Here is a 20,023-nt window from a genome sequence, read left to right on the forward strand (position 1 = left end):
GCACGTGCTGTGCCGGCTCGATGCCCGCGAGCGTGGCGTGGCAGGGCTGACGCTGGGCGGCTTTGCGGTGCATTTCGAGTTCATGGGGCTGTTCGACACGGTGGCCTCGGTGGGCGACGCGGCGCTCCACCATGACGCCACCGGCCACCAGGCCTGGGCCGATGCGCAGCGTTCGCTGCGCGTACCAGAGGGCCTGAAGTGCCTGCATCTGGTGGCCGCCCATGAGCTGCGGCGCTCCTTTCCGCTCGACTCGATCTCGGTGGACGGGCAACTGCCCGCCAACAGCGCCGAGATCGTCTTTCCGGGCGTGCATTCGGACGTCGGCGGCGGCTATGCGCCGGGCGAACAGGGGCGGGGGATTCATGAGCTGGGAGACGACTTGCTGTCGCGCATCCCACTGGCGGTGATGTACCGTGCCGCACGCCTGAGCGGGGTGCCGTTGAAGCTGGAACGGGCGAGACCATTCGTCCATGACCGCTTCCGCGTCGACGGCGGCCTGATCGCCGCCTTCAACGACTACGTGCGCGCCAGCGCGGCCTTTGAATGGCCGCCAGCGCCCGCCGTTGATGTCGATGCCAGAGCGACCCTGGAGCGCCTGAAAGAGGAACTGCGCCAGGCCCGGAAGGCACGCGAGGAGGCCGAGAAAGCCGCCCGGGGCGTGGATAAAAAGTACCGCATGGTGGGCTGGAACTACGGGCGCGACCACGCCGATCGCACAAAGCAGATCAGGGAGGCGCAGGAACGCGTAGACGAGGCACGGGCCCGTGAGGAGGCCTTGCAGGCGCAGGTGGATGCGGGACCGCGCGAGATCTGGCGCAGCGAGCGCGCCCTGGTGCGCGGGCGCACCGAAGCCGCGGCCCGGGGGGCGCCTTTGCGCGCATTGATGCGCCACCACATGCAGCTGGCGCTGCTGTGGCGCAAGCTGTGGGCGGGACGGGTGGCGGAGATGGCCAGTGTGCGGCGCGCGCCGCAGGTCGACCGCAACGACCTGCTGGGGGCCGACCGCGAGCTGCAGGCGGAGATCGGCGCCTTCGAGCGCTGGCTGGAGACTCCGCCGGAGGGCCGCACACAGATAAGGGCACTTTTCGAGTCGATTCTCGGGGCGTTCTTCGGGCCGATTTTCGGGCCGACGTACGTAGTGTACAAGAACTACCCCGTCGTCGATCCGGATCGTTTTGCCGAGTGGTGCGACCTGGAAGGGTTCTGGCACGTCGCGGCGGTGCCCGCGGCGGTCGACCGCCTGTTGCAGGACTACGTGCACGATTCACGGGCCTGGTTCAAGCTCTGGAGCCTTGAGTCCGCAGAGGTAGAGCCCTGGCTGAAAGAAGAAGTCGAACGCTACAAGAGCGTGCGCCACCTGATCGAAGACCCGCACAACATCCATGCCAACCTGACACGCGCCGAAACTCTCTGGATCGAGCACTACATGCGCACCGGCAAGGTGCCGGAGATGCCCACGCCGGGACGCGAACCCTTCACCCTCGGTGCGGGCTATCTGCGCTTTCGGCGCGTCTATGCCGGTGCCAGCAACCTGCGCCTGACCAGATCCACCCCCGCCGGCGAGGTCCCCGACGACACGGCGGTGGTGTAAGCGGCTGCATTCATCACGACCGACCATGCCACCACCGCCCCCATCGACGGCCATAATCCCATCCCACGACGGCCTCGCCGCGTGCAGCGAATGGGCTGTGAAAGCCCTATCCGAAGCACCTTCCGACCGTGACCTGGGATGAACCAAACTGAAACGGGCGCTGAGCCCACATCCGTTCGGGCTGTCGAAGGGCACTTGATGGCAGTGCCTTCGAACGGGCTTCGACAGGCCGGTCCTGAGCACAGCCGAAGGGCTCAGGGCGAACGGAGTAGCGTATTTCGTTGCCGGGTTAGGCCCACAGCGCGCCGGCCGGGTGTTCGCCGCTGGGGCGGAAATGCTCCGGGCGCAGGCCGTTGCGTTGCAGCAGGCGGTAGAACTCGGTGCGGTTGCGTGCCGCCAGACGCGCCGCATCGGTGACGTTGCCGCCGGTCAGGCGCAGCAGGGCGCTGAGGTAGTCGTGCTCGAAGCGCCGGCGGGCATCCTCGTAGCTGCACAGCGCGCTGCGCGGTTCGCCGTCGAGCGCGCGCGCCACCAGATGGCGCGGCACCAGCGCGCCGGTGCACAGCGCGCACACCTGTTCGACGACGTTCTGCAACTGGCGCACGTTGCCCGGCCACGCCGCGGCGAGCAGTTCCTCCATCGCCCGCGGCGCGAAGCCGCGCACCTGGCGGCCGAAGCGGCGCGCGGCACGGGCGAGGAAGTGGGCGGCGAGAAGGGGGATGTCCTCGCGTCGGCGCTCCAGCGCAGGCAGGTCGAGGGCGACCACCTTCAGGCGGTAGTAGAGATCGGCGCGGAAGCTGCCCGCTGCCATGGCCTGCTGCAGGTCGTGGTGGGTGGCGGAGATGATGCGCACGTCCACCGCCGTGTTGCGGCTGCTGCCCAGTGCGCGCACGCTGCGTTCCTGCAGCACGCGCAGCAGCTTGGCCTGCAGGGCGAGCGGCATGTCGCCGATCTCGTCGAGGAACAGGGTGCCGCCATCGGCCTCGCGCAGCAGGCCGGGGTGATCGCCGTGGGCACCGGTGAAGGCGCCGCGGCGATGGCCGAAGAGTTCCGACTCCAGCAGGTGCTCGGGAATCGCCGCGCAGTTGATCGCCACGAAGGCGCGCGCCGCCCGTGGGCTGGCGCGATGCAGGGCGCGCGCGAGGAGCTCCTTGCCGGTGCCGCTGGCGCCGCGGATCAGCACGCTGGCGTCGGTGCCGGCGACCAGGCGGGCTTCGCTGAGCAGGGCATGCATGGCCGTGCTGCGGCTGACGATCTCCGCGCGCCAGTCGGTGCCGCCCGCACTGTCGTCCGCAGCGCCGGTGGCGAGCACGCGGGTGAGTTCGGCGCGCAGGGTGTCGCGGCTGCAATGCTGCGTCAGGCAGGCTGCGGCGCCGTGGTGCAGGAGTGCGGCGGTATCGAGCCCGTCGCCGGCGAGCACGAGGACAGGCAGAACCGCCTGGTGGGCGTGGACGGCCTCCAGCAGGCGGGCGCCGGTGCCCTCGTCGTCGATGGCGGCGAGCACTGCCGCGCAGGGCGTGGTGGCCAGCGCGTCGAGTGCCGTGGCGCTGTTCTCCGCCGCGGTGACCGCATGGCCGTCGTGATGCAGCCAGTCATGGAGGTGGGCACGGCGGGCGGGATCGGCGTCGAGCAGCAGCAGGCGGGGGCGCGGAGCGGTCATCGGCGGCGGTGTCATGACGGTGGCAGGGGATGAAGGCAGTGTAGGGGCGGGGTGGGTCGCGCACGGTAAGCAAGTGCAAAGCAATGTTTCAGTGCACCATGCTGTCGCCATCCGGCGACGGTGCCATCTCCGTGCAGCCAGCGTCATCTGCGCCGGGCGGAGGCCGCCGCTGTCGGGCAGCAGCGACGTTATGCCCCCGGCAGCGCCTCCTCCGGCGCCTGCAATGGCCGGCAGTGCGCGCCGGCAGTGGGCTGGTACGGCCCTTGCAGAGAGCTCTGCCGAGCGCGCCAGGCTTCGCTGGCGCCCGCTGCAACAGGAGAGACCATGTTCAACAAACCCCCGCTGTTCAACAAGCCCGCGGAAACGCCGGGTGCGCGCATGCCGTCCCGCCCCCTCAATGCCCCGCCGCTGAGCCCCGCCAGTTCCACCGTCGTCGCCACGCCGCGCAGTGAGGCGGTGGCGGACAGCAGCCCGGCGCCGGCCCGCCCGCAGGCGGAAGTCGAGGACGGCGCACGGGCCAGCGACAGCCGGCTCATCGTCGGCCCCGAGGTCAAGCTCAAGGGCGCCCAGATCCTCGACTGCGACACCCTGGTGGTGGAGGGGCGGGTGGAGGCGACGATGGACAGCCGGGTCATCCGCATCGCCGAGAACGGCGCCTTCTCCGGCACCGTCGGCATCGACGTGGCGGAGATCCACGGCCGCTTCGAGGGCGAACTGACCGCGCGCAAGCAGCTCATCGTGCACGCCACCGGGCGGGTCAGCGGCAAGATCCGCTACGGCAAGATCTTCATCGAGGAAGGTGGCGAGATCTCCGGTGACGTGCAGTCGCTGTCCACCGTTCAGGAGAGCTCGCGGGCGCTGGAGCGCGAGTCTTCGGTCCCGCGGGTGGTCGCGGCGGCGGGTTGAGCAACCGACCCGGAGCCATCGCGGGCGAGCCTGCTCCTGCCGGGCACAGGGGAGCAGGCTCGCCCGCGGCGGGGCTTGCTTCGCTCAGCCCGAACGGTATTTGATTGCCGGGTTGATGGCTGTGCCCTTGCTCAGCGCGCGGTGACCACCGGAATACCGCGCAGCGCGCTGCCTGGGATGGTGGCGATGGCCTCCGCCGGCACCGCGCTGGCGAGCAGCGGCGGCAGCCCCAGGCGCTCGCACAGCGCCGCTTCCTGCGCCAGCACGGTGCGCAGGCTGGCCAGTTTGACGTGGCCGAAGCCGCGCACCCGGTCGGCCAGCGTCGCCAGCGCGACGGCGTCGGCCAGGCGTTCGGCGGTCAGCCGTGGCAGCAGCGCTTCGAGCTGTTGCGCATAGGCTGCGGCGAGCGCACGTTCCATGCGCCGCTCGGCGGTATGGCCGAAGGGGTCGAACCAGCTGCCGCGCAGCGCCTTGCCGCGCGCCAGCCATGTCATCGCCCTGAGCAGCCAGGGACCGTAACGCACCTTCGACGGCGGCGCGCCGTCCTTGGGCTTGACCAGCAGCGGCGGGGCCATGTGGAAGGACAGTTGCAGATCGCCCTCGAAGCTCTCCTCCAGCGCGCGGCGGAAACGCCCGTCGGTGTACAGGCGCGCCACCTCGTATTCGTCCTTGTAGGCCAGCAGCTTGGCGTAGCCGTGCGCCACCGCGCGGGTGAGCGGCAGCGCCGGGTCGGCTGCGAGGCGCTGTTCGGCCGCGCGCACCTTGTCCACCAGGCTGCGGTAGCGCGCCGCGTAGGCGGCGTTCTGGTAAGTGGTGAGGTGATCGACGCGGTGGGCGATGAGCTCGTCCAGGGTCATCGTGCGCGGCGCCGGTTCCTCGGCGAGGGCGAGCACCGTGTCCGGTTCCTCGGCGGCCAGGCGGCCGAGGTGGAAGGCCATGCGGTTGGCTTCGACCGCCACGCCGTTGAGTTCGATGGCGCGCTCCAGGGCGGTGAGCGACACCGGCACCAGGCCGTGCTGCCAGGCGTAGCCGAGCAGCAGGATGTTGGCGCCGATGGAGTCGCCCAGCAGACGCAGCGCGAGATCGTAGGCATCCACCGCTTCCAGCGCTGCGGGGTCGTCGTCGGCGCCCACCGCAAAGCGCAGCTTGTCGAGCAGCGCCTCGGCATGCAGGCTGGCGTCCGGGTCGCGCACGAACTTGTCGGTGGGGTTGTGGTGGCTGCTCGCCACCACCCGGGTGCGCCCGCGGCGCACGGTGCCGAGCGCATCCGGCGAAGCGCCCACCACCAGATCGCAGGCCAGCAGCAGGTCGGCCTGCTGGGTGTCGATGCGCACCTGGTTGAGCAGGTCCGGACGCCTGGCCCAGCGGATGAAGGCGAGCACCGCGCCGCCCTTCTGCGCGAAGCCCATGAAATCGAGCTGGGAACTCGCCATGCCGTCCAGGTGGGCGGCCATGCTGACCAGTGCGCCCACGGTGACCACGCCGGTGCCGCCCACGCCGGTGATCAGCATGTCGTAGGGCGCCTCGTCCAGATGCGTGGCGGGTTGCGGCAGGTGGGCGATCAGTTCGTCGAGCTTGTCGCGTCCGAGGCGGGCGACGCGCTTCCTGAGCCGGCCGCCTTCCACCGACACGAAGCTCGGGCAGAAGCCCTGCACGCAGGAATAGTCCTTGTTGCAGGACGACTGCTCGATCTGGCGCTTGCGCCCGAGTGGGGTTTCCAGCGGCAGCACCGACAGGCAGTTGGACTGCTGGCCGCAGTCGCCACAGCCTTCGCACACCTCGGCGTTGATGAAGATGCGGCGGTCGGGGTCGGGGTACTCGCCTTTCTTGCGCCGGCGGCGCTTCTCGGCGGCGCAGGTCTGGTCGTAGATCAGGCAGGTCACGCCTTCGATCTCGCGCAGGGTGCGCTGCACCGCGTCGAGTTCGCTGCGGTGATGGAAGGTGGTGGCGGGCGGGAACAGGCTCTCCTGGCCGCGGTACTTCTCCGGCTCGTCGCTGACCACGGCGAGCCGGCGCACGCCTTCGGCCTCGACCTGGCGGGCGATGCGCTCGACACCGATGACGCCATCGACCGGCTGGCCACCGGTCATCGCCACCGCGTCGTTGTAGAGGATCTTGTAGGTGACGTTGGCGCGCGCGGCGATGGCCTGGCGGATGGCCAGCGAGCCGGAATGGAAGTAGGTGCCGTCACCGAGGTTCTGGAACACATGGGGGCGGGCGGTGAAACGGCCGTGCGCGGCCCAGTCCACGCCTTCGCCGCCCATCTGGATGAGTCCGGTGGTGGCGCGCTCCATCCACGAGGCCATGAAGTGGCAGCCGATGCCGGCCTGCGCGATGGAGCCCTCCGGGACCTTGGTGGAGGTGTTGTGCGGGCAGCCGGAGCAGAAGTAGGGCAGGCGGCGCACCGCGTCGGCAACGTTGCTGAGCAGCGGCGGCGCGGTGAAATCCTCTACCCGCGCGCGGCGGTCGAGCGCGGGTTTGTGCGTTGCCAGCCATTCGGCGAACAGCGGCATGATGCGCGAGGGGCGCAGCTCGCCGAGCGCGGAGAGCAGCGGCCGTCCGGCAGCGTCGGTCTTGCCGGCCACGCGCGGGCGCACCGCGCGGTTGTACAGCAGTTCGCGCAGCTGGTTTTCCACCACCGCTGCCTTCTCCTCGATCACCAGCACCTCGGCGAGGCCCTCGACCAGGCTGTCGATGCGCCCGGCTTCGAGTGGAAACACCAGGCCGACCTTGTAGATGCGGATGCCGGCGGCTTCCAGTTCGGCGAGCGTGAGCCCGAGGCGGCGCAGCACCTCGAGGAAGTCGTAATGCGCCTTGCCGACGGTGACGATGCCCAGTTCGGCCCGCGCGGGGCGGGTGATCCAGCGGTCGATGCTGTTTACCCGTGCAAAGGCGCGCACCGCATCCAGCTTGGCGGCCAGACGCTGTTCGATGCCGAGGCTGGGGAGGTCGGGCCAGCGGTAGTGCAGCCCATCGGCCGGGGCGACGAATTCGACCGGCGGCGGGAAGTGGGTGCGCACGCTGTCGAGATCAACGGTCATGCCGCTCTCGACCACTTCGGAGATGGCCTTGAAACCCACCCAGGCCCCGCTGTAGCGCGACAGCGCCCAGCCGTAGAGGCCGAACTCCAGGTACTCGGCGACATTCCCCGGGTGCAGCACCGGCATGCTCCAGGCCTGCATCGCCAGTTCGCTCTGGTGCGGCATCGACGAGGACACGCAGCCGTGGTCGTCGCCGGCCACCACCAGCACGCCGCCGCTGGGTGAGCTGCCGCGCGCGTTGCCGTGCTTGAGCGCGTCGCCGGCGCGATCCACGCCCGGGCCCTTGCCGTACCACAGCGCGAACACGCCATCGACGGTGCGCTGCGGGTCGGACTCGACCTGCTGGCTGCCCAGCACCGCGGTGCCGGCGAGCTCCTCGTTGATCGCCGGCATGAACTGCACGCCGGCGTCGTCGAGCATGCGCCGCGCCTTCCACAGGGCCTGGTCGTAGCCGCCCAGTGGCGAGCCGCGGTAACCGCTGACGAAGCCGGCAGTGTGCAGGCCGCGCGCGCGGTCGAGTGCGGCCTGCATCAGCGGCAGGCGCACGAGGGCCTGGATGCCGGTGAGGAAGACGGTGCCGCGGCTGGCGGCGAGGTTGTCGCCGAGGCGATAGTCGGCGCGCAACGGCGGGGCGGAAACGAGCGCTGCGGAAGGCGCGCTTGCGGGGGTGCCCGCCGCGGGTGCGGCGACACCGCCCGCGCGCAGGGCGGGGGTCTGCATGGTTTGTCTCTCCACGGGGCCGGGGGCGGTCGTCGTGCCGCACACCTCTGTCGTGATGAAAGCTTAGTGCCCGAAGTGAGGAGAATGGCTTCTCTTTCTGCGCAGGATTCGCTGAGTCTGAGTATTATTGATCCACATCAAGTTTGTTCAGGAGAACGAACATGCTCGACCGCATGGTGCGCCGCATCCTTCACGAACTGCAGCGCGATGCCCGCCTGTCGGTGCAGGAGCTGGCTGCCCGCATCGGCCTGTCGGCGACGCCGTGCTGGCGGCGGCTGAAGGAGATCGAGAAGAGCGGCCTCATCCGCCGCCACACGGTGCTGCTCGACCGCGAGGCGCTGGGCCTGAAGGAGTGCCTGCTGGCCCATGTGAGCCTGCTGCGCCATGCCGGCAATACGGTCGATGAGTTCGAGCGCGCGGTGCTCGAACACCCGGAGGTGATCGAGTGCTACAGCACTACCGGCGATGCGGATTACATCCTGAAGATCGTCGTTGCCGACATGAAGGCCTACGACGACTTCCTCCATCGTCATCTCTTCAACATGCCGGGCGTGGCCAACGTGCGTACCGCGGTGGTGCTGCGCGAGGTCAAGTACGACACCCTGCTGCCGATAGAGCAGGGTCATTGAGCCGGATCAGCAGCGGCCCCGGCCCGCATCCCCCGGTACCCGCAGCAGGGACAGGGTCAGAAATGCGGCTCAATAGTCTTCGTGGTCGCTCTCGCCGACGGTGAAGCGCGCCAGCAGTTCGGTGACTGCCTTGCTCGCCGTGGGCGCTTCGAGGTCGAAGAAGCGGAAGCCACAGGCGTGCAGCTCGGGATTCACGTCGCGCCCCGCCCACATCGATTTGGCCTTCAGGCGCGCGGACTTCAGGGAGCCGTCCTCTCCGAGGTATTCCACCCGCAGCTTGTAGAGGGTTTCGCTCTTCAGGGCGTGCTTGCTGTAGACCATGAAGCCGGCGGGGCTGAGGTCGCCCATGCGGCCGAGCAACTCGCCGTTGCTGTCGTCATAGACGTTGAAATCGATGGCGACGGAGCGGCGGCGAAACAGGCGGTTGTCCATGATCGAAGGCTCCTTCGCGCTCAGTTGGCGGCAACGGGGGGATCGGCTGCCGCCAGGGGCGGGCTGGTCCATGACCAGTCGCGTTCCCAGGCGGTGCGCACGAGATTGGGGTAGTGGGCCTTGCCGAGGCTGCCGTTGTAGCGCCCCAGGGCGCGGAACAGGTCGCCCTTCTCGATGTCGAGGTAGTGGCGCAGGATGGTGCAGCCGTAGCGCAGGTTGGTGCGCAGGTGAAAGAGGTTGTCTCCCGGGGCGCCGATGACGTCCACCCAGAACGGCATCACCTGCATGTAGCCACGCGCTCCGGCCGAGGAGATGGCGTACTTGCGGAAGTTGCTCTCGACCTGGATGACGCCGAGCACCAACTGCGGATCGAGTCCGGCGCGGGTGGCCTCGTAGTGCACCGAGGTGAGCAGCTCGAGGCGGTAGTTGCGGTCGGGGATGCGCCGTTCGAGGCGCCGCGACATGTCTTCCAGCCAGCGCTCGCGCTCGGCGTCGTTGGCGATCATCACCCGCGGCGCGCCGGCGTCGGAAACCGCGGCGTGCAGCGCAGCGCGCACGCTGGCGGCCATCGGTTCGTACATCTGGTTGCCCGCCAGGGCAGCGCTGCCGCCCGCCAGCAGGGCTGCGGCGACGAAGGCGCGGAGGAGCTGGCGGGGTGGGTTCATGGCAGATTTATAACGCTCAGCGGCCCCCGAGTCTAGCGAGAACCGCTGCGCACAGGCCGTCGACGGCCAGCTTCGTTGCTTCGGCGTCACGGCGGCCCTGGTACTCGACCATGCCCTCCTTCAGGCCGCGGTCGCCGATGGTGACGCGGTGCGGCACACCGATCAGTTCCCAGTCGGCGAACATCACCCCGGGGCGCTCGTCACGGTCGTCGAGGATGGCGTCCACGCCGGCGGCGCGCAGCGCCTCGTAGAGCGCCGTGGCGGTGTCGCGCACGGCGTCCGAGCGGCCCCAGCCCACCGGGCAGATCACAACTTCGAAGGGGGCGATGGCTGCCGGCCAGATGATGCCGCGCTCGTCGTGGTTCTGCTCGATGGCCGCGCCCGGGATGCGGGTGATGCCGATGCCGTAGCAGCCCATCTCGAAGGGCTTGGGGCGGCCGTCTTCGTCGAGGAAGGTCGCGTTCATCGCCTTCGAGTACTTGGTGCCGAGGTAGAACACGTGGCCCACTTCGATGCCGCGCTGGATGGCGAGCGTGCCCTTGCCGTCCGGGCTGGGGTCGCCGGCGACGACGTTGCGGATGTCGGCCACCAGGTCGGGTTCGGGCAGGTCGCGGCCCCAGTTGGCGCCGGTGTAGTGGAAGTCCTCGGCGTTGGCGCCGCAGATGAAGTCGGCCATGTTGGCCACCGTGCGGTCGGCCACCACCCTGACCGGCTTCAGCAGGCCGATCGGCCCGAGGTAGCCGGGCTTGCAGCCGAAGTGTTCGAGGATCTCGGCCTCGCTGGCGAAGCGGAAACCGTTCTTGAGGCCCTCCAGCTTGCCGGCCTTGACTTCGTTGAGCTCATGATCGCCGCGCACCAGCAGCAGCCAGACGGTGACGCCGGCGGGCTTGCCGGCCTCATCCACGTCGTCGGTGGCCAGCACCAGGGACTTCACCGTGGTCTCCAGCGCCACGCCGAGCAGCGCGGCGACGTCCGCGCAGGTGGCCTTGCCAGGGGTCGGGGTCTTCACCAGGTCGGCGCCGGGGGCGGCGCGGCTGGCGAGCAGGGGCAGGGCTTCGGCCAGTTCGATGTTGGCGGCGTAGTCGGATTGCGGGCAGTACACGATGGCGTCCTCGCCGGTGTCGGCGATGACCTGGAACTCGTGCGAGCGGTCGCCGCCGATGGCGCCGGTGTCGGCGGCCACCGCGCGGTAGGTGAGGCCCATGCGGTCGAAGATGCGGCAGTAGGCGGCGTACATGGCGTCGTAGCTGCGCCCGGCGGCGTCCACGTCGCGGTCGAAGGAGTAGGCGTCCTTCATGGTGAATTCGCGCCCGCGCATCACGCCGAAGCGCGGCCGGCGTTCGTCGCGGAACTTGGTCTGGATCTGGTAGAAGTTCTTCGGCAGCTGGCGGTAGCTCTTCAACTCCTGGCGCGCGGTGTCGGTGATGACCTCCTCGGAGGTCGGCTGCAGCGCGAAATCGCGCTCGTGGCGGTCCTTGAAGCGCAGCAGTTCGTCGCCCATCTTGTCCCAGCGTCCGGTCTCCTGCCACAGCTCGGCCGGCTGCACCATGGGCATGGTGAGCTCCAGCGCGCCGGCGCGGTCCATCTCCTCGCGCACGATGTTCTCCACCTTGCGGATCACCCGCAGGCCCATCGGCATGTAGGTGTAGATGCCGGCGGCGACCTTGCGGATCAGGCCGGCGCGCAGCATCAGCTTGTGGCTGACGATCTCGGCGTCGGACGGGGCTTCCTTGAGGGTGGAGACGAAGAACTGGGAGGCGCGCATGCTGGCTGATCCGGAGCGGTGGGATGAAGAGGCGCAGATTTTAGACGATGCGCCCCCGCACGGGGGAACGGCCGGCACCCCGCGGCTTTCCAAGACAGGGCAAGTGTGGAAGAATCCAACGCAGTCCATGAAATTTTTGAAGGTTTGAACATGCTCGACCGTGAAGGCTATCGCCCGAACGTCGGCATCATTCTGGTCAACGCGCGTAACGAGGTCTTCTGGGGCAAACGCATCCGCGAACACTCCTGGCAGTTTCCGCAAGGCGGCATCAAGCACGGGGAAACCCCCGAGCAGGCCATGTATCGGGAGCTGTTCGAAGAGGTGGGGCTGCGTCCCGAGCACGTCAAGATTCTCGGCCGCACGCGTGGCTGGTTGCGTTACGACGTTCCCAAGCACTGGATCAAGCGGGAATGGCGCAACACCTATCGCGGGCAGAAACAGATCTGGTTTCTGCTGCGTCTGGTCGGCCGTGACAGCGACGTCAGTCTGCGCGCCAGCAACCATCCGGAATTCGATGCCTGGCGCTGGAGCGAGTACTGGGTGCCACTCGATGCGGTCATCGAGTTCAAGCGCGGGGTGTATCAGCAGGCGCTGACTGAACTCGCCCGTCTGCTGTTCCGTTCGCGTCCGCAGCCCTCCGTTCCCGGATACCACCAGCCTGAGGCGCCGTGATGCCCATTGCCAAGCTGCGCAAGTGCCTGCTCGCGCTTGCCTTCATCAGTGCCCCGGCAGGGGCGCAGCTATTTACCGACGAGGAAGCGCTCGCCAACTGGCGCGAAGGCGACTTCGAGATGCCCGCCGCACCTCAGGACGCGGCGCTGGGCGCGTTCTTCGTTTCCAGCGCATCGCCGAACCGGTTCTTCATCGACCGCGACAGCTTCACCGTCGACCCCGATGGCGTGGTGCGCTACGTGCTCGTCGTGCGCACGCCGGGCGGGGCCGAGAACGTCACCTTCGAGGGCATCCGCTGCGCCACCCACGAGCGCCGCATCTACGCGTCGGGGCGTTCCGACGGCACATGGTCGCCGGCGCGCAACAGCCGCTGGGAGCCCATCGTCAACAACAGCTATAACCGGGTCGCGGCAGCGCTGGCGCGCGAGTACTTCTGCGATGGCCCGGCGCCGCCGCGCAATCGCGCCGAGGTGCTGCGTCGCCTGCGCGGCGGCGCGGGCAGTGGCATCGATGCGTTACTGCGCTGAGGCTGTGGGGGTGAAGCGGTGGTTCCGCGAGCCATGGTGCTGAGCGGCGCGCGCTCATCGCTTCACGCATTCGCAACCAACAAGGGGGTCATCACATGATCGATCAGGCCATCCTCCAGTTCGACCGTGCCCTGCGCACCGTCTTTGCCCCCGCGCGCTCGGTGCGTCCGGTGCCGGGCGCCGATCTGCCCGAGGCCGCGCTCGACGATGGTGAGCGTCGTCATGCGGCGGCGCTGATGCGCATCAACCACGTCGGTGAGATCTGCGCCCAGGCGCTCTACCAGGGGCAGGCCATCATGTCGCGCGATCCGGCGATCCGCGAGGCCCTGCAGCATGCCTCCGACGAGGAGACCGAGCATCTCGCGTGGACCGAGCAGCGCATTGCCGAGCTGGGCGGGCGCAAGAGCCTGCTCAACCCGCTCTGGTACGGCGGTGCACTGGCCATAGGCCTGCTCGCCGGGCGTTTCGGCGACCGCTGGAACCTCGGCTTCCTTGCCGAGACCGAGCGCCAGGTCGAAGCCCACCTGCACAGTCATCTCGACAGCCTGCCGGCACAGGATGCCCGCTCGCGGGCGATCGTCGCGCAGATGAAGGTCGACGAAGTGGCACATGCCGAAACTGCCTTGGCACTCGGCGGACGCGCCCTGCCGGCGCCGGTCGGCGTGGCGATGAAGCTGGCCTCGCGGGTGATGACCCGCACGGTCTACTGGGTATAGGCCGCCAGCCGCCGCTGCCCGGCGGGTGCAGGGCAGTGGCGTTGTAAGGGGCTCAGGCCTCGACGATTTCCCACTCGTGGGTGATCTCGGCGGTCTTGCCGAGCATGATCGACGCCGAGCAGTACTTTTCCGCAGACAGGTGGATGGCGCGCTCGACGGCTTCGGGCTTGAGGTTGCGCCCGCTGACGGTGTACATGAAGCGGATGCGGGTGAACACCTTGGGGTCGCTGTCGGCGCGCTGCGCCTCCAGCTTCACCGTGCATCCGCTGACCTCCTGGCGTCCGCGGCGCAGGATCAGCACCACGTCAAAGGCCGTGCAGCCGCCCGCACCCGCCAGCATCAGCTCCATGGGGCGGGGGGCGAGATTGCGGCCACCGGCTTCGGGGGCGCCATCCATGGTGACGAGGTGTCCGGTGCCGGTTTCGGCCATGAAGGTCATGCCGTCAACCCACTTGATGGTGCACTCCATTGCTGCTCTCTCCTTGAGGGTGTCCGGCCTGCGCCGGGTGTTGCGGTGGTGGCGTGCGCGCCGGGGCGGATTCTAGCCCGCATTTCTCACCCCGTCCCTACTGCGGGTGCCGATACGCTCGCCGTGGCACGCCGTACTCGCTCGCGCCGCCTCGACGTAGTGTCAGCTACGCCTGCGGTGCCGCTCGCTCCGTGCGGCGCACCACGACGGCGCCTCGGCCCCCTCATGGCGTGCCTGTGTGAGAAATGCTGCGGCGCTGCAGTGCAGCGTTGCCGGCACGCAGGGGTGCTGCCGTGAGTGCCCTGGGTGGCGTACTGCGGTGCGATGCCGGAATGCTTGACGGGGAGGGTGGTGTGAGCCTGTCTGGGCGGGTAATCTTATATAAAACATGTGTTTGTGGTCCATAAACGGAGCTTATAGGGCAATCAAAACATTTATCGTGCAATGCACAAAAACCGCTTGCGCGAGCTCCTCTCGTTTGTTGTAATCCATCCCAGTCGGATCGCAATGCAAGCCGCGATCCAAACGGTGTCTCCTCCACCCTCCTCCTTTGGTGTGGATTTAACGCAGTCCCGAGGGACTGCGTTTTTTTTTGCTTTCTGCTCGCATGTGCTCACACGCGATTGACACGGGCCGTCCGCGAGCATTAAAATTGCCAGCTTTCCGTTTGGTGGCCCGCTCGGCAGGCCTGACAAAGACATCGAGGTTCAAATGAAAACGTTTTCCGCCAAGCCGCACGAAGTACAGCGCGACTGGTTCGTTGTCGACGGGACGGACAAGGTGCTTGGCCGACTCGCCGCCGAAGTCGCCCGCCGTCTGCGTGGCAAGCACAAGCCCATCTACACCCCGCACGTTGATACCGGTGACTACATCGTCGTCGTCAACGTCGACAAGCTGCGCGTGACCGGCAACAAGGCGCTCGACAAGAAGTACTACCGTCACTCGGGCTATCCGGGCGGGATCTACGAGACCAACTTCACCAAGCTGCAGCAACGCTTCCCCGAGCGCGTCCTGGAAAAGGCCGTGAAAGGCATGCTGCCGAAGGGTCCGCTGGGTTACGCCATGCTCAAGAAGCTGAAGTGCTACGCCGGTGCCGAGCACCCGCACAGCGCCCAGCAGCCCAAAGTTCTCGAGATCTGACAGGAGCCGATAAATGGCTGTTAGCTACAACTACGGCACCGGTCGCCGCAAGACCGCGGTTGCTCGCGTGTTCATCAAGGCGGGTTCGGGCAACATCGTCGTCAACGGCAAGCCGGTCGACGAGTTCTTCTCCCGTGAAACCGGTCGCATGATCGTCCGTCAGCCGCTCGTGCTGACTGGCAACGAAGGCCGTTTCGACATCATGGTGAACGTGGTCGGTGGCGGTGAATCCGGCCAGGCCGGCGCCGTGCGCCACGGCATCACCCGCGCGCTGATCGACTACGACGCCGAGCTCAAGGGTGAGCTGCGCAAGGCCGGTTTCGTGACCCGCGACGCCCGCGAAGTGGAGCGCAAGAAGGTCGGCTTCCACAAGGCACGTCGCCGCAAGCAGTTCTCCAAGCGCTGATCCCCGTTGCGGGATTGCCGTTGCAAAGCCGCCCGCGAGGCGGCTTTGTGCTTTTCCGTCCGGCATGCATAATCTGCGCGCTAATTCACAATCCGGCGAGGAACCAAGATGATCAAGGTAGGTGTGGTAGGTGGGACGGGCTATACCGGGGTCGAGCTGCTGCGGCTGCTGGCCTGTCACCCCGGCGTCGAGCTGACTGCAATCACCTCGCGCGGCGAAGCCGGGATGCCGGTCGCCGACATGTTCCCCAGTCTGCGCGGGCGCGTCGGCCTGCGTTTCGTCACCCCCCAGGACGCCGCCCTCGACCAGTGTGACGTGGTGTTCTTTGCCACGCCCAACGGCATTGCCATGAAGCAGGCCGCCGAGCTGGTCGCTGCTGGCGTGCGCGTCATCGACCTCGCTGCCGACTTCCGCATTCGTGACATTGCCGAGTGGCAGAAGTGGTACGGCATGGAGCATGCCGCCCCGGAACTGGTCGCAGAAGCGGTCTATGGCCTGCCCGAGGTCAATCGCGAGCAGATTCGCAAGGCTCGGGTGCTGGCCAATCCGGGCTGTTATCCCACCGCGGTGCAGCTCGGTTTCCTGCCCCTCATCGAGGCCGGCGTGATCGATCCCGCCCACCTCATTGCCGATGCCAAGTCGGGGGTGTCCGGCGCAGGGCGCAAGGCCGAGGTGCATACCCTGTTTGCCGAAGCTGCCGACAACTTCAAGGCCTATGGCGTGTCCGGGCATCGCCACCTGCCGGAAATCCGCCAGGGCCTCGCGCGCGCTGCCGGCGCTGAGGTCGGGCTGACCTTCGTGCCGCACCTGACGCCGATGATCCGCGGCATCCACGCCACGCTGTACGGCCGCCTGACGCGCGACGTCGATCTGCAGGCCCTGTTCGAGGAGCGCTACGCCAACGAGGCTTTCGTCGATGTGCTGCCTGCCGGCGCTCATCCGGAAACCCGCTCGGTGCGTGCTTCCAACATCTGCCGCATCGCCGTGCATCGCCCCCAGGGTGCCGATGTGGTGGTGGTGCTGTCGGTGATCGACAACCTGGTAAAGGGTGCCGCCGGACAGGCCGTGCACAACATGAACATCATGTTCGGCCTCGAAGAGGCGCTGGGCCTCGACATCGTCCCGGTCAGCCCCTGAACGGAACCTTTTGCCTTCGCATCGATCAACTTTGACCACAAGGGGGCGAATGCCGCATCATTCGCCACAAACCCCACAAGGAGAGAACATGAACGCAGTCGTCGAAACCCCGGAAGTGCTCGTTTTTACCGATAGTGCGGCCAACAAGGTCAGGGAGCTGATCGAGGAAGAGGGCAACCCGGCGCTCAAGCTGCGCGTCTTCGTCACCGGCGGAGGCTGCTCCGGCTTCCAGTACGGCTTCACCTTCGATGAGGAAACCGCCGATGACGATACCGCCTTCGAAAAGAACGGCGTCACCCTGCTCATCGACCCGATGAGCTACCAGTATCTGGTTGGTGCGGAGATCGATTACACCGAAGGGCTGGAGGGGTCGCAGTTCGTCATCCGCAATCCCAACGCCACCAGCACCTGCGGCTGCGGTTCGTCGTTCTCGGCCTGAGCGCGCGCCGGCGCTGCAAATGACAAGGGGCGCCCGCGGGCGCCCCTTTCTGCATCACGGCGGCGGTTTCAGCGCAGCGCGCTGACTTCGATGCGGTTGAGCAGCGCCAGGCGCTCGACCAGCGGTTGGGTCTGGGTGCGGAACACGGTCAGTTCCTGCGCGTTCAAGGGCTGGGCCTTGGGCAGGGCGATGCGCATCGGATCCTGCGCAACGTTGTTGATGCGTACCTCGTAGTGCAGATGGGGGCCGGTGGCCCAGCCGGTCATGCCGACAAAGCCGATCACGTCGCCCTGATTGACGCGGTCGCCGCGCTTCAGCCCGCGGGCAAAGCCATTGAGGTGAGCGTAAGCGGTGGAGTAGCGGTCGCGGTGCTGCAGGATGATGATGTTGCCGTAGCCGCGCTGGTTGCCCACGAAGGACACCGTGCCGTCGGAGGTGGCCTTTACCGGCGTACCGGTGGGGGCGGCAAAATCGACGCCGGCATGGGTGCGCCAGTTCTTGTGGATGGGGTGCATGCGGCGCCCGAAGCCGGAGGTCACGCGGGAGAACTCCAGCGGCGAGCGCAGGAAGGCCTGGCGCAGGCTGCGGCCGTCGGCGGTGTAGTAGTTCTCGCCACCGTCGGGTGCGCGGAAGAGCACCACGGCGTGGCGGCGCCCCTGGTTGACGAACTCGGCGGCCAGTACCTTGCCGGTGCGCACCGGCGAGCCTTCCTGGTAGAGCGTCTCATAGACAACGCTGAAGCTGTCGCCGCGGCGCAGGTCGGTATGGAAGTTGATCTCGGTACCGAACAGCTCGGCGAGCTTGTTGGCGATGCTGTCGGGCAGGCCGATGGCGTCGGTGGCGCCATAAAGGGAGTGCTGGATGGTGCCGCTGCGCATCTCCACCACCACTTCGGGGGCTTCCGCCATGCCGTCGCGGACTGCCAGGCGCTCGCCGTCGCGCTCCAGGGTAATGCGTCCGGCGCCGCGCGAGGTCGGCAGGCTCAGCGACAGCAGGCGTCCGTCGGCCTGCACCATGGCGGTCACCGCGCGGCCGGAGCGCAGGTAGCGGATGGCCTGCTTGCCGAGTTCGTCGCCGGTAAAGAACGCAAAGGCTTCAGGGTCGTCGATGTTCAGACGGCGGAAGATCGACTGCAGCGTGTCGCCCGGTTGTACGCGCTCATCGTATATATAGGGCAGGGCGCTGTCGGCGCCCGGCGCCACAGGGCTGAGCTGCAGGGGTTCGACGACGGTTTCGAGCGCAAACGGCGGACTCGCATCGGGGGCCGTCGCAGTGGCCGCCACGACCCCGAAAAGGGAGATGCTGAATACGGATCCAATGATCCATGCGCGCTTCCCGCTGGGAAGATGAGCCGACAGTTCGGCTAGAATCCTGTTCTTTCGGGCCTGCATGGGACTCTTCGGCAAAAAAACTCCCGTGAGTCTAGCAAATTTGCGCAGCATCCCGTAATACCCGTAGGGAGATTTTTGTAAATGACCGATGTGAATTCCGCGCTGGCTCTGATCAGGCGTGGCGCCGATGAAGTGCTGATCGAAGCCGAACTGGCCGAGAAGCTGAAAAGCGGCCGTCCCTTGCGCGTCAAGGCAGGCTTCGACCCCACCGCGCCCGACCTGCATCTCGGCCATACGGTGCTGATCAACAAGTTGCGCCACTTTCAGGAACTCGGCCACCAGATCCTCTTCCTGATCGGTGACTTCACCGGCATGATCGGCGACCCCTCCGGCAAGAATGCCACCCGTCCGCCGCTGTCGCGCGAGCAGATCATGGAGAATGCCCGCACCTACCAGGAGCAGGTATTCAAGATCCTCGATCCCGCGCGCACGGAGATCTGCTTCAATTCCGCCTGGATGAACGACCTCGGTGCCGCCGGCATGATCCGCCTGGCTTCCCACAACACCGTGGCGCGGATGCTCGAACGCGACGACTTTGCCCGCCGCTACGCCGGCAACCAGCCCATCGCCATCCATGAGTTCCTCTATCCCCTGTGTCAGGGCTACGACTCGGTGGCCATGAAGGCTGACGTCGAACTGGGCGGGACCGACCAGAAGTTCAACCTCCTGATGGGACGCGAACTGCAGAAGCACTATGGCCAGGCGCCGCAGTGCGTGGTGATGATGCCCCTGCTGGAGGGCTTGGACGGCGTCAACAAGATGTCCAAGTCGCTGGGCAACTACATCGGCATCGCCGAGCCGGCGCGGGAGATCTTCGGCAAGGTGATGTCCGTCTCCGATACGCTGATGTGGCGTTACTACGAACTGCTGTCCTTCCTGCCCTCCGCGGGGATCGCTCAGCTGCGGGCGGATATCGAGGCGGGGCGCAATCCCCGTGACGTCAAGGTCCTGCTCGCACAGGAGCTGGTCGCCCGGTTCCACGGCCAGGCGGCGGCCGAGGATGCGCTGCGTGACTTCGAAGCGCGTTTCCAGCGCGGTGCCATCCCCGACCAGCTGCCCGAAGTGCATGTGCAGGTTGGCGAGGGTCTGGTGATCACGCAGGTGCTCAAGCAGGCCGGGTTGACCGGCTCGACCTCGGAGGCGATGCGCATGATCGAACAGGGTGGGGTGCGGCTCAATGGCGAGCGCGTCGAGGACAAGGGGCTGGTGCTGAGCGCTGGAGCGACGGTCGTCCTGCAGGTCGGCAAGCGCAAGTTCGCTTCTGTAGTACTCGCCTGATGCGCTGCGGAGGGCGCGGCGAAGAAATTTTCCGTGCCCCCGTTGACACTCTTCTGCGAGTGTCTATAATTCGCCCCTCTTCAGCGCCGAGCGGTGTTTTCCGGCAAGTCCGGAAACGGGCTCGAAGCGGCGAAGGGCGGTACTTTCAGCGGTTTTGCGGTTTGAGAATTTGCTGAGAGGGGGTTGACGAAGTGGTTGGGTTGCTTCAAAATCTCGCTTCTTCGCTGCTTGAGCAGCAGATCTTTAAAAACTTGAACAACCGATAAGTGTGGGTGCTTGGTTGTTGTGACCGCAAGCTGCCTTCGGGCAGTGGATTCACAATGATTTGAGTACTCGCAAAAAGTCAGTAATGATTTTGAGTGCTTTGCTGGATTGAACTTAAGAGTTTGATCCTGGCTCAGATTGAACGCTGGCGGCATGCTTTACACATGCAAGTCGA

General features: G+C 67.1%; 18 protein-coding genes and 1 rRNA gene. 12 read left to right on the top strand and 7 right to left on the bottom strand.

Annotated elements, in window-relative coordinates:
• On the top strand, positions 1-1,591 hold a 1,591-nt coding region (locus tag C8261_RS16740), incomplete at its 5' end, for a T6SS phospholipase effector Tle1-like catalytic domain-containing protein (protein WP_181358983.1).
• Between the two features lie 289 nt (positions 1,592-1,880).
• Here the strand turns inward: C8261_RS16740 and C8261_RS16745 are convergent.
• Positions 1,881-3,251 (bottom strand): sigma 54-interacting transcriptional regulator, encoded by a 1,371-nt coding sequence (locus C8261_RS16745; protein WP_107494876.1) that lies wholly within the window; start codon positions 3,249-3,251, stop codon positions 1,881-1,883.
• Positions 3,252-3,575: 324 nt separating this feature from the next.
• Here C8261_RS16745 and C8261_RS16750 point away from each other — a divergent pair, with 324 nt between their 5' ends.
• Complete coding sequence (locus C8261_RS16750) at positions 3,576-4,157, top strand: bactofilin family protein (RefSeq protein WP_107494877.1); 582 nt, start codon at positions 3,576-3,578, stop codon at positions 4,155-4,157.
• 131 nt (positions 4,158-4,288) lie between these two features.
• Here C8261_RS16750 and C8261_RS16755 read toward each other — a convergent pair whose 3' ends face one another.
• Positions 4,289-7,918: an indolepyruvate ferredoxin oxidoreductase family protein gene (locus tag C8261_RS16755; protein ID WP_107494878.1), complete on the bottom strand. Its 3,630-nt coding sequence runs from the start codon at positions 7,916-7,918 to the stop codon at positions 4,289-4,291.
• 161 nt (positions 7,919-8,079) lie between these two features.
• Between C8261_RS16755 and C8261_RS16760 the strand changes: the two genes are divergently transcribed.
• On the top strand, positions 8,080-8,547 hold the full coding sequence (locus C8261_RS16760; RefSeq protein WP_107494879.1) for an Lrp/AsnC family transcriptional regulator: 468 nt from the start codon (positions 8,080-8,082) through the stop codon (positions 8,545-8,547).
• Positions 8,548-8,616: 69 nt separating this feature from the next.
• Here C8261_RS16760 and C8261_RS16765 read toward each other — a convergent pair whose 3' ends face one another.
• Genes C8261_RS16765 through C8261_RS16775 form a run of 3 tightly spaced genes read right to left on the bottom strand, consistent with a single transcriptional unit; the run spans position 8,617 to position 11,409 of the window.
• Complete coding sequence (locus C8261_RS16765) at positions 8,617-8,979, bottom strand: PilZ domain-containing protein (RefSeq protein ID WP_181358984.1); 363 nt, start codon at positions 8,977-8,979, stop codon at positions 8,617-8,619.
• A gap of 20 nt (positions 8,980-8,999) precedes the next feature.
• Positions 9,000-9,644, bottom strand: coding sequence for a lytic transglycosylase domain-containing protein (locus tag C8261_RS16770; RefSeq protein WP_107494881.1), 645 nt, complete (start codon positions 9,642-9,644; stop codon positions 9,000-9,002).
• 16 nt (positions 9,645-9,660) lie between these two features.
• Entirely contained in the window at positions 9,661-11,409 is a 1,749-nt protein-coding gene (locus C8261_RS16775) for a proline--tRNA ligase (protein ID WP_107494882.1), read from the bottom strand.
• Positions 11,410-11,559: 150 nt separating this feature from the next.
• Between C8261_RS16775 and C8261_RS16780 the strand changes: the two genes are divergently transcribed.
• From C8261_RS16780 to coq7, 3 genes are all read left to right on the top strand, one after another.
• Positions 11,560-12,081, top strand: a complete 522-nt coding sequence (locus tag C8261_RS16780) for an RNA pyrophosphohydrolase (protein ID WP_107494883.1) — start codon at positions 11,560-11,562, stop codon at positions 12,079-12,081.
• The gene (locus C8261_RS16785) at positions 12,081-12,608 is read left to right on the top strand and encodes a CNP1-like family protein (protein WP_107494884.1); all 528 of its coding nucleotides are present in this window, start codon (positions 12,081-12,083) and stop codon (positions 12,606-12,608) included. The genes C8261_RS16780 and C8261_RS16785 overlap by 1 nt, the downstream gene beginning before the upstream one ends.
• A gap of 95 nt (positions 12,609-12,703) precedes the next feature.
• The gene (coq7, locus tag C8261_RS16790; RefSeq protein ID WP_107494885.1) at positions 12,704-13,324 is read left to right on the top strand and encodes a 2-polyprenyl-3-methyl-6-methoxy-1,4-benzoquinone monooxygenase; all 621 of its coding nucleotides are present in this window, start codon (positions 12,704-12,706) and stop codon (positions 13,322-13,324) included.
• Between the two features lie 52 nt (positions 13,325-13,376).
• On the opposite strand, the gene C8261_RS16795 is transcribed toward coq7, so the two are convergent.
• Positions 13,377-13,793: an OsmC family protein gene (locus tag C8261_RS16795; protein WP_107494886.1), complete on the bottom strand. Its 417-nt coding sequence runs from the start codon at positions 13,791-13,793 to the stop codon at positions 13,377-13,379.
• A gap of 711 nt (positions 13,794-14,504) precedes the next feature.
• Here C8261_RS16795 and rplM point away from each other — a divergent pair.
• The 4 genes from rplM to erpA all read left to right on the top strand — a co-directional run bounded on the left by rplM (position 14,505) and on the right by erpA (position 16,915).
• Positions 14,505-14,933, top strand: coding sequence for a 50S ribosomal protein L13 (rplM, locus tag C8261_RS16800; protein WP_107494887.1), 429 nt, complete (start codon positions 14,505-14,507; stop codon positions 14,931-14,933).
• Between the two features lie 13 nt (positions 14,934-14,946).
• The gene (gene rpsI / locus C8261_RS16805; RefSeq protein WP_107494888.1) at positions 14,947-15,339 is read left to right on the top strand and encodes a 30S ribosomal protein S9; all 393 of its coding nucleotides are present in this window, start codon (positions 14,947-14,949) and stop codon (positions 15,337-15,339) included.
• A gap of 108 nt (positions 15,340-15,447) precedes the next feature.
• On the top strand, positions 15,448-16,476 hold the full coding sequence (gene argC / locus C8261_RS16810) for an N-acetyl-gamma-glutamyl-phosphate reductase (protein WP_107494889.1): 1,029 nt from the start codon (positions 15,448-15,450) through the stop codon (positions 16,474-16,476).
• A gap of 88 nt (positions 16,477-16,564) precedes the next feature.
• Positions 16,565-16,915, top strand: a complete 351-nt coding sequence (gene erpA / locus C8261_RS16815; protein WP_107494890.1) for an iron-sulfur cluster insertion protein ErpA — start codon at positions 16,565-16,567, stop codon at positions 16,913-16,915.
• A gap of 68 nt (positions 16,916-16,983) precedes the next feature.
• Here the strand turns inward: erpA and C8261_RS16820 are convergent, their stop codons facing one another.
• Positions 16,984-18,198 (bottom strand): M23 family metallopeptidase, encoded by a 1,215-nt coding sequence (locus tag C8261_RS16820; protein WP_408003228.1) that lies wholly within the window; start codon positions 18,196-18,198, stop codon positions 16,984-16,986.
• A gap of 189 nt (positions 18,199-18,387) precedes the next feature.
• Between C8261_RS16820 and tyrS the strand changes: the two genes are divergently transcribed.
• Together tyrS and C8261_RS16830 are read left to right on the top strand one after the other, a co-directional pair.
• A complete protein-coding gene (gene tyrS, locus C8261_RS16825; RefSeq protein ID WP_107494892.1) occupies positions 18,388-19,584 on the top strand; it encodes a tyrosine--tRNA ligase in 1,197 nt (398 codons plus the stop codon).
• Positions 19,585-19,958: 374 nt separating this feature from the next.
• A 16S ribosomal RNA gene (locus C8261_RS16830) occupies positions 19,959-20,023 on the top strand; the annotation flags it as partial.

It is taken from the genome of Pseudothauera lacus, from assembly GCF_003034845.1.
Classification (GTDB): domain Bacteria; phylum Pseudomonadota; class Gammaproteobacteria; order Burkholderiales; family Rhodocyclaceae; genus Pseudothauera; species Pseudothauera lacus.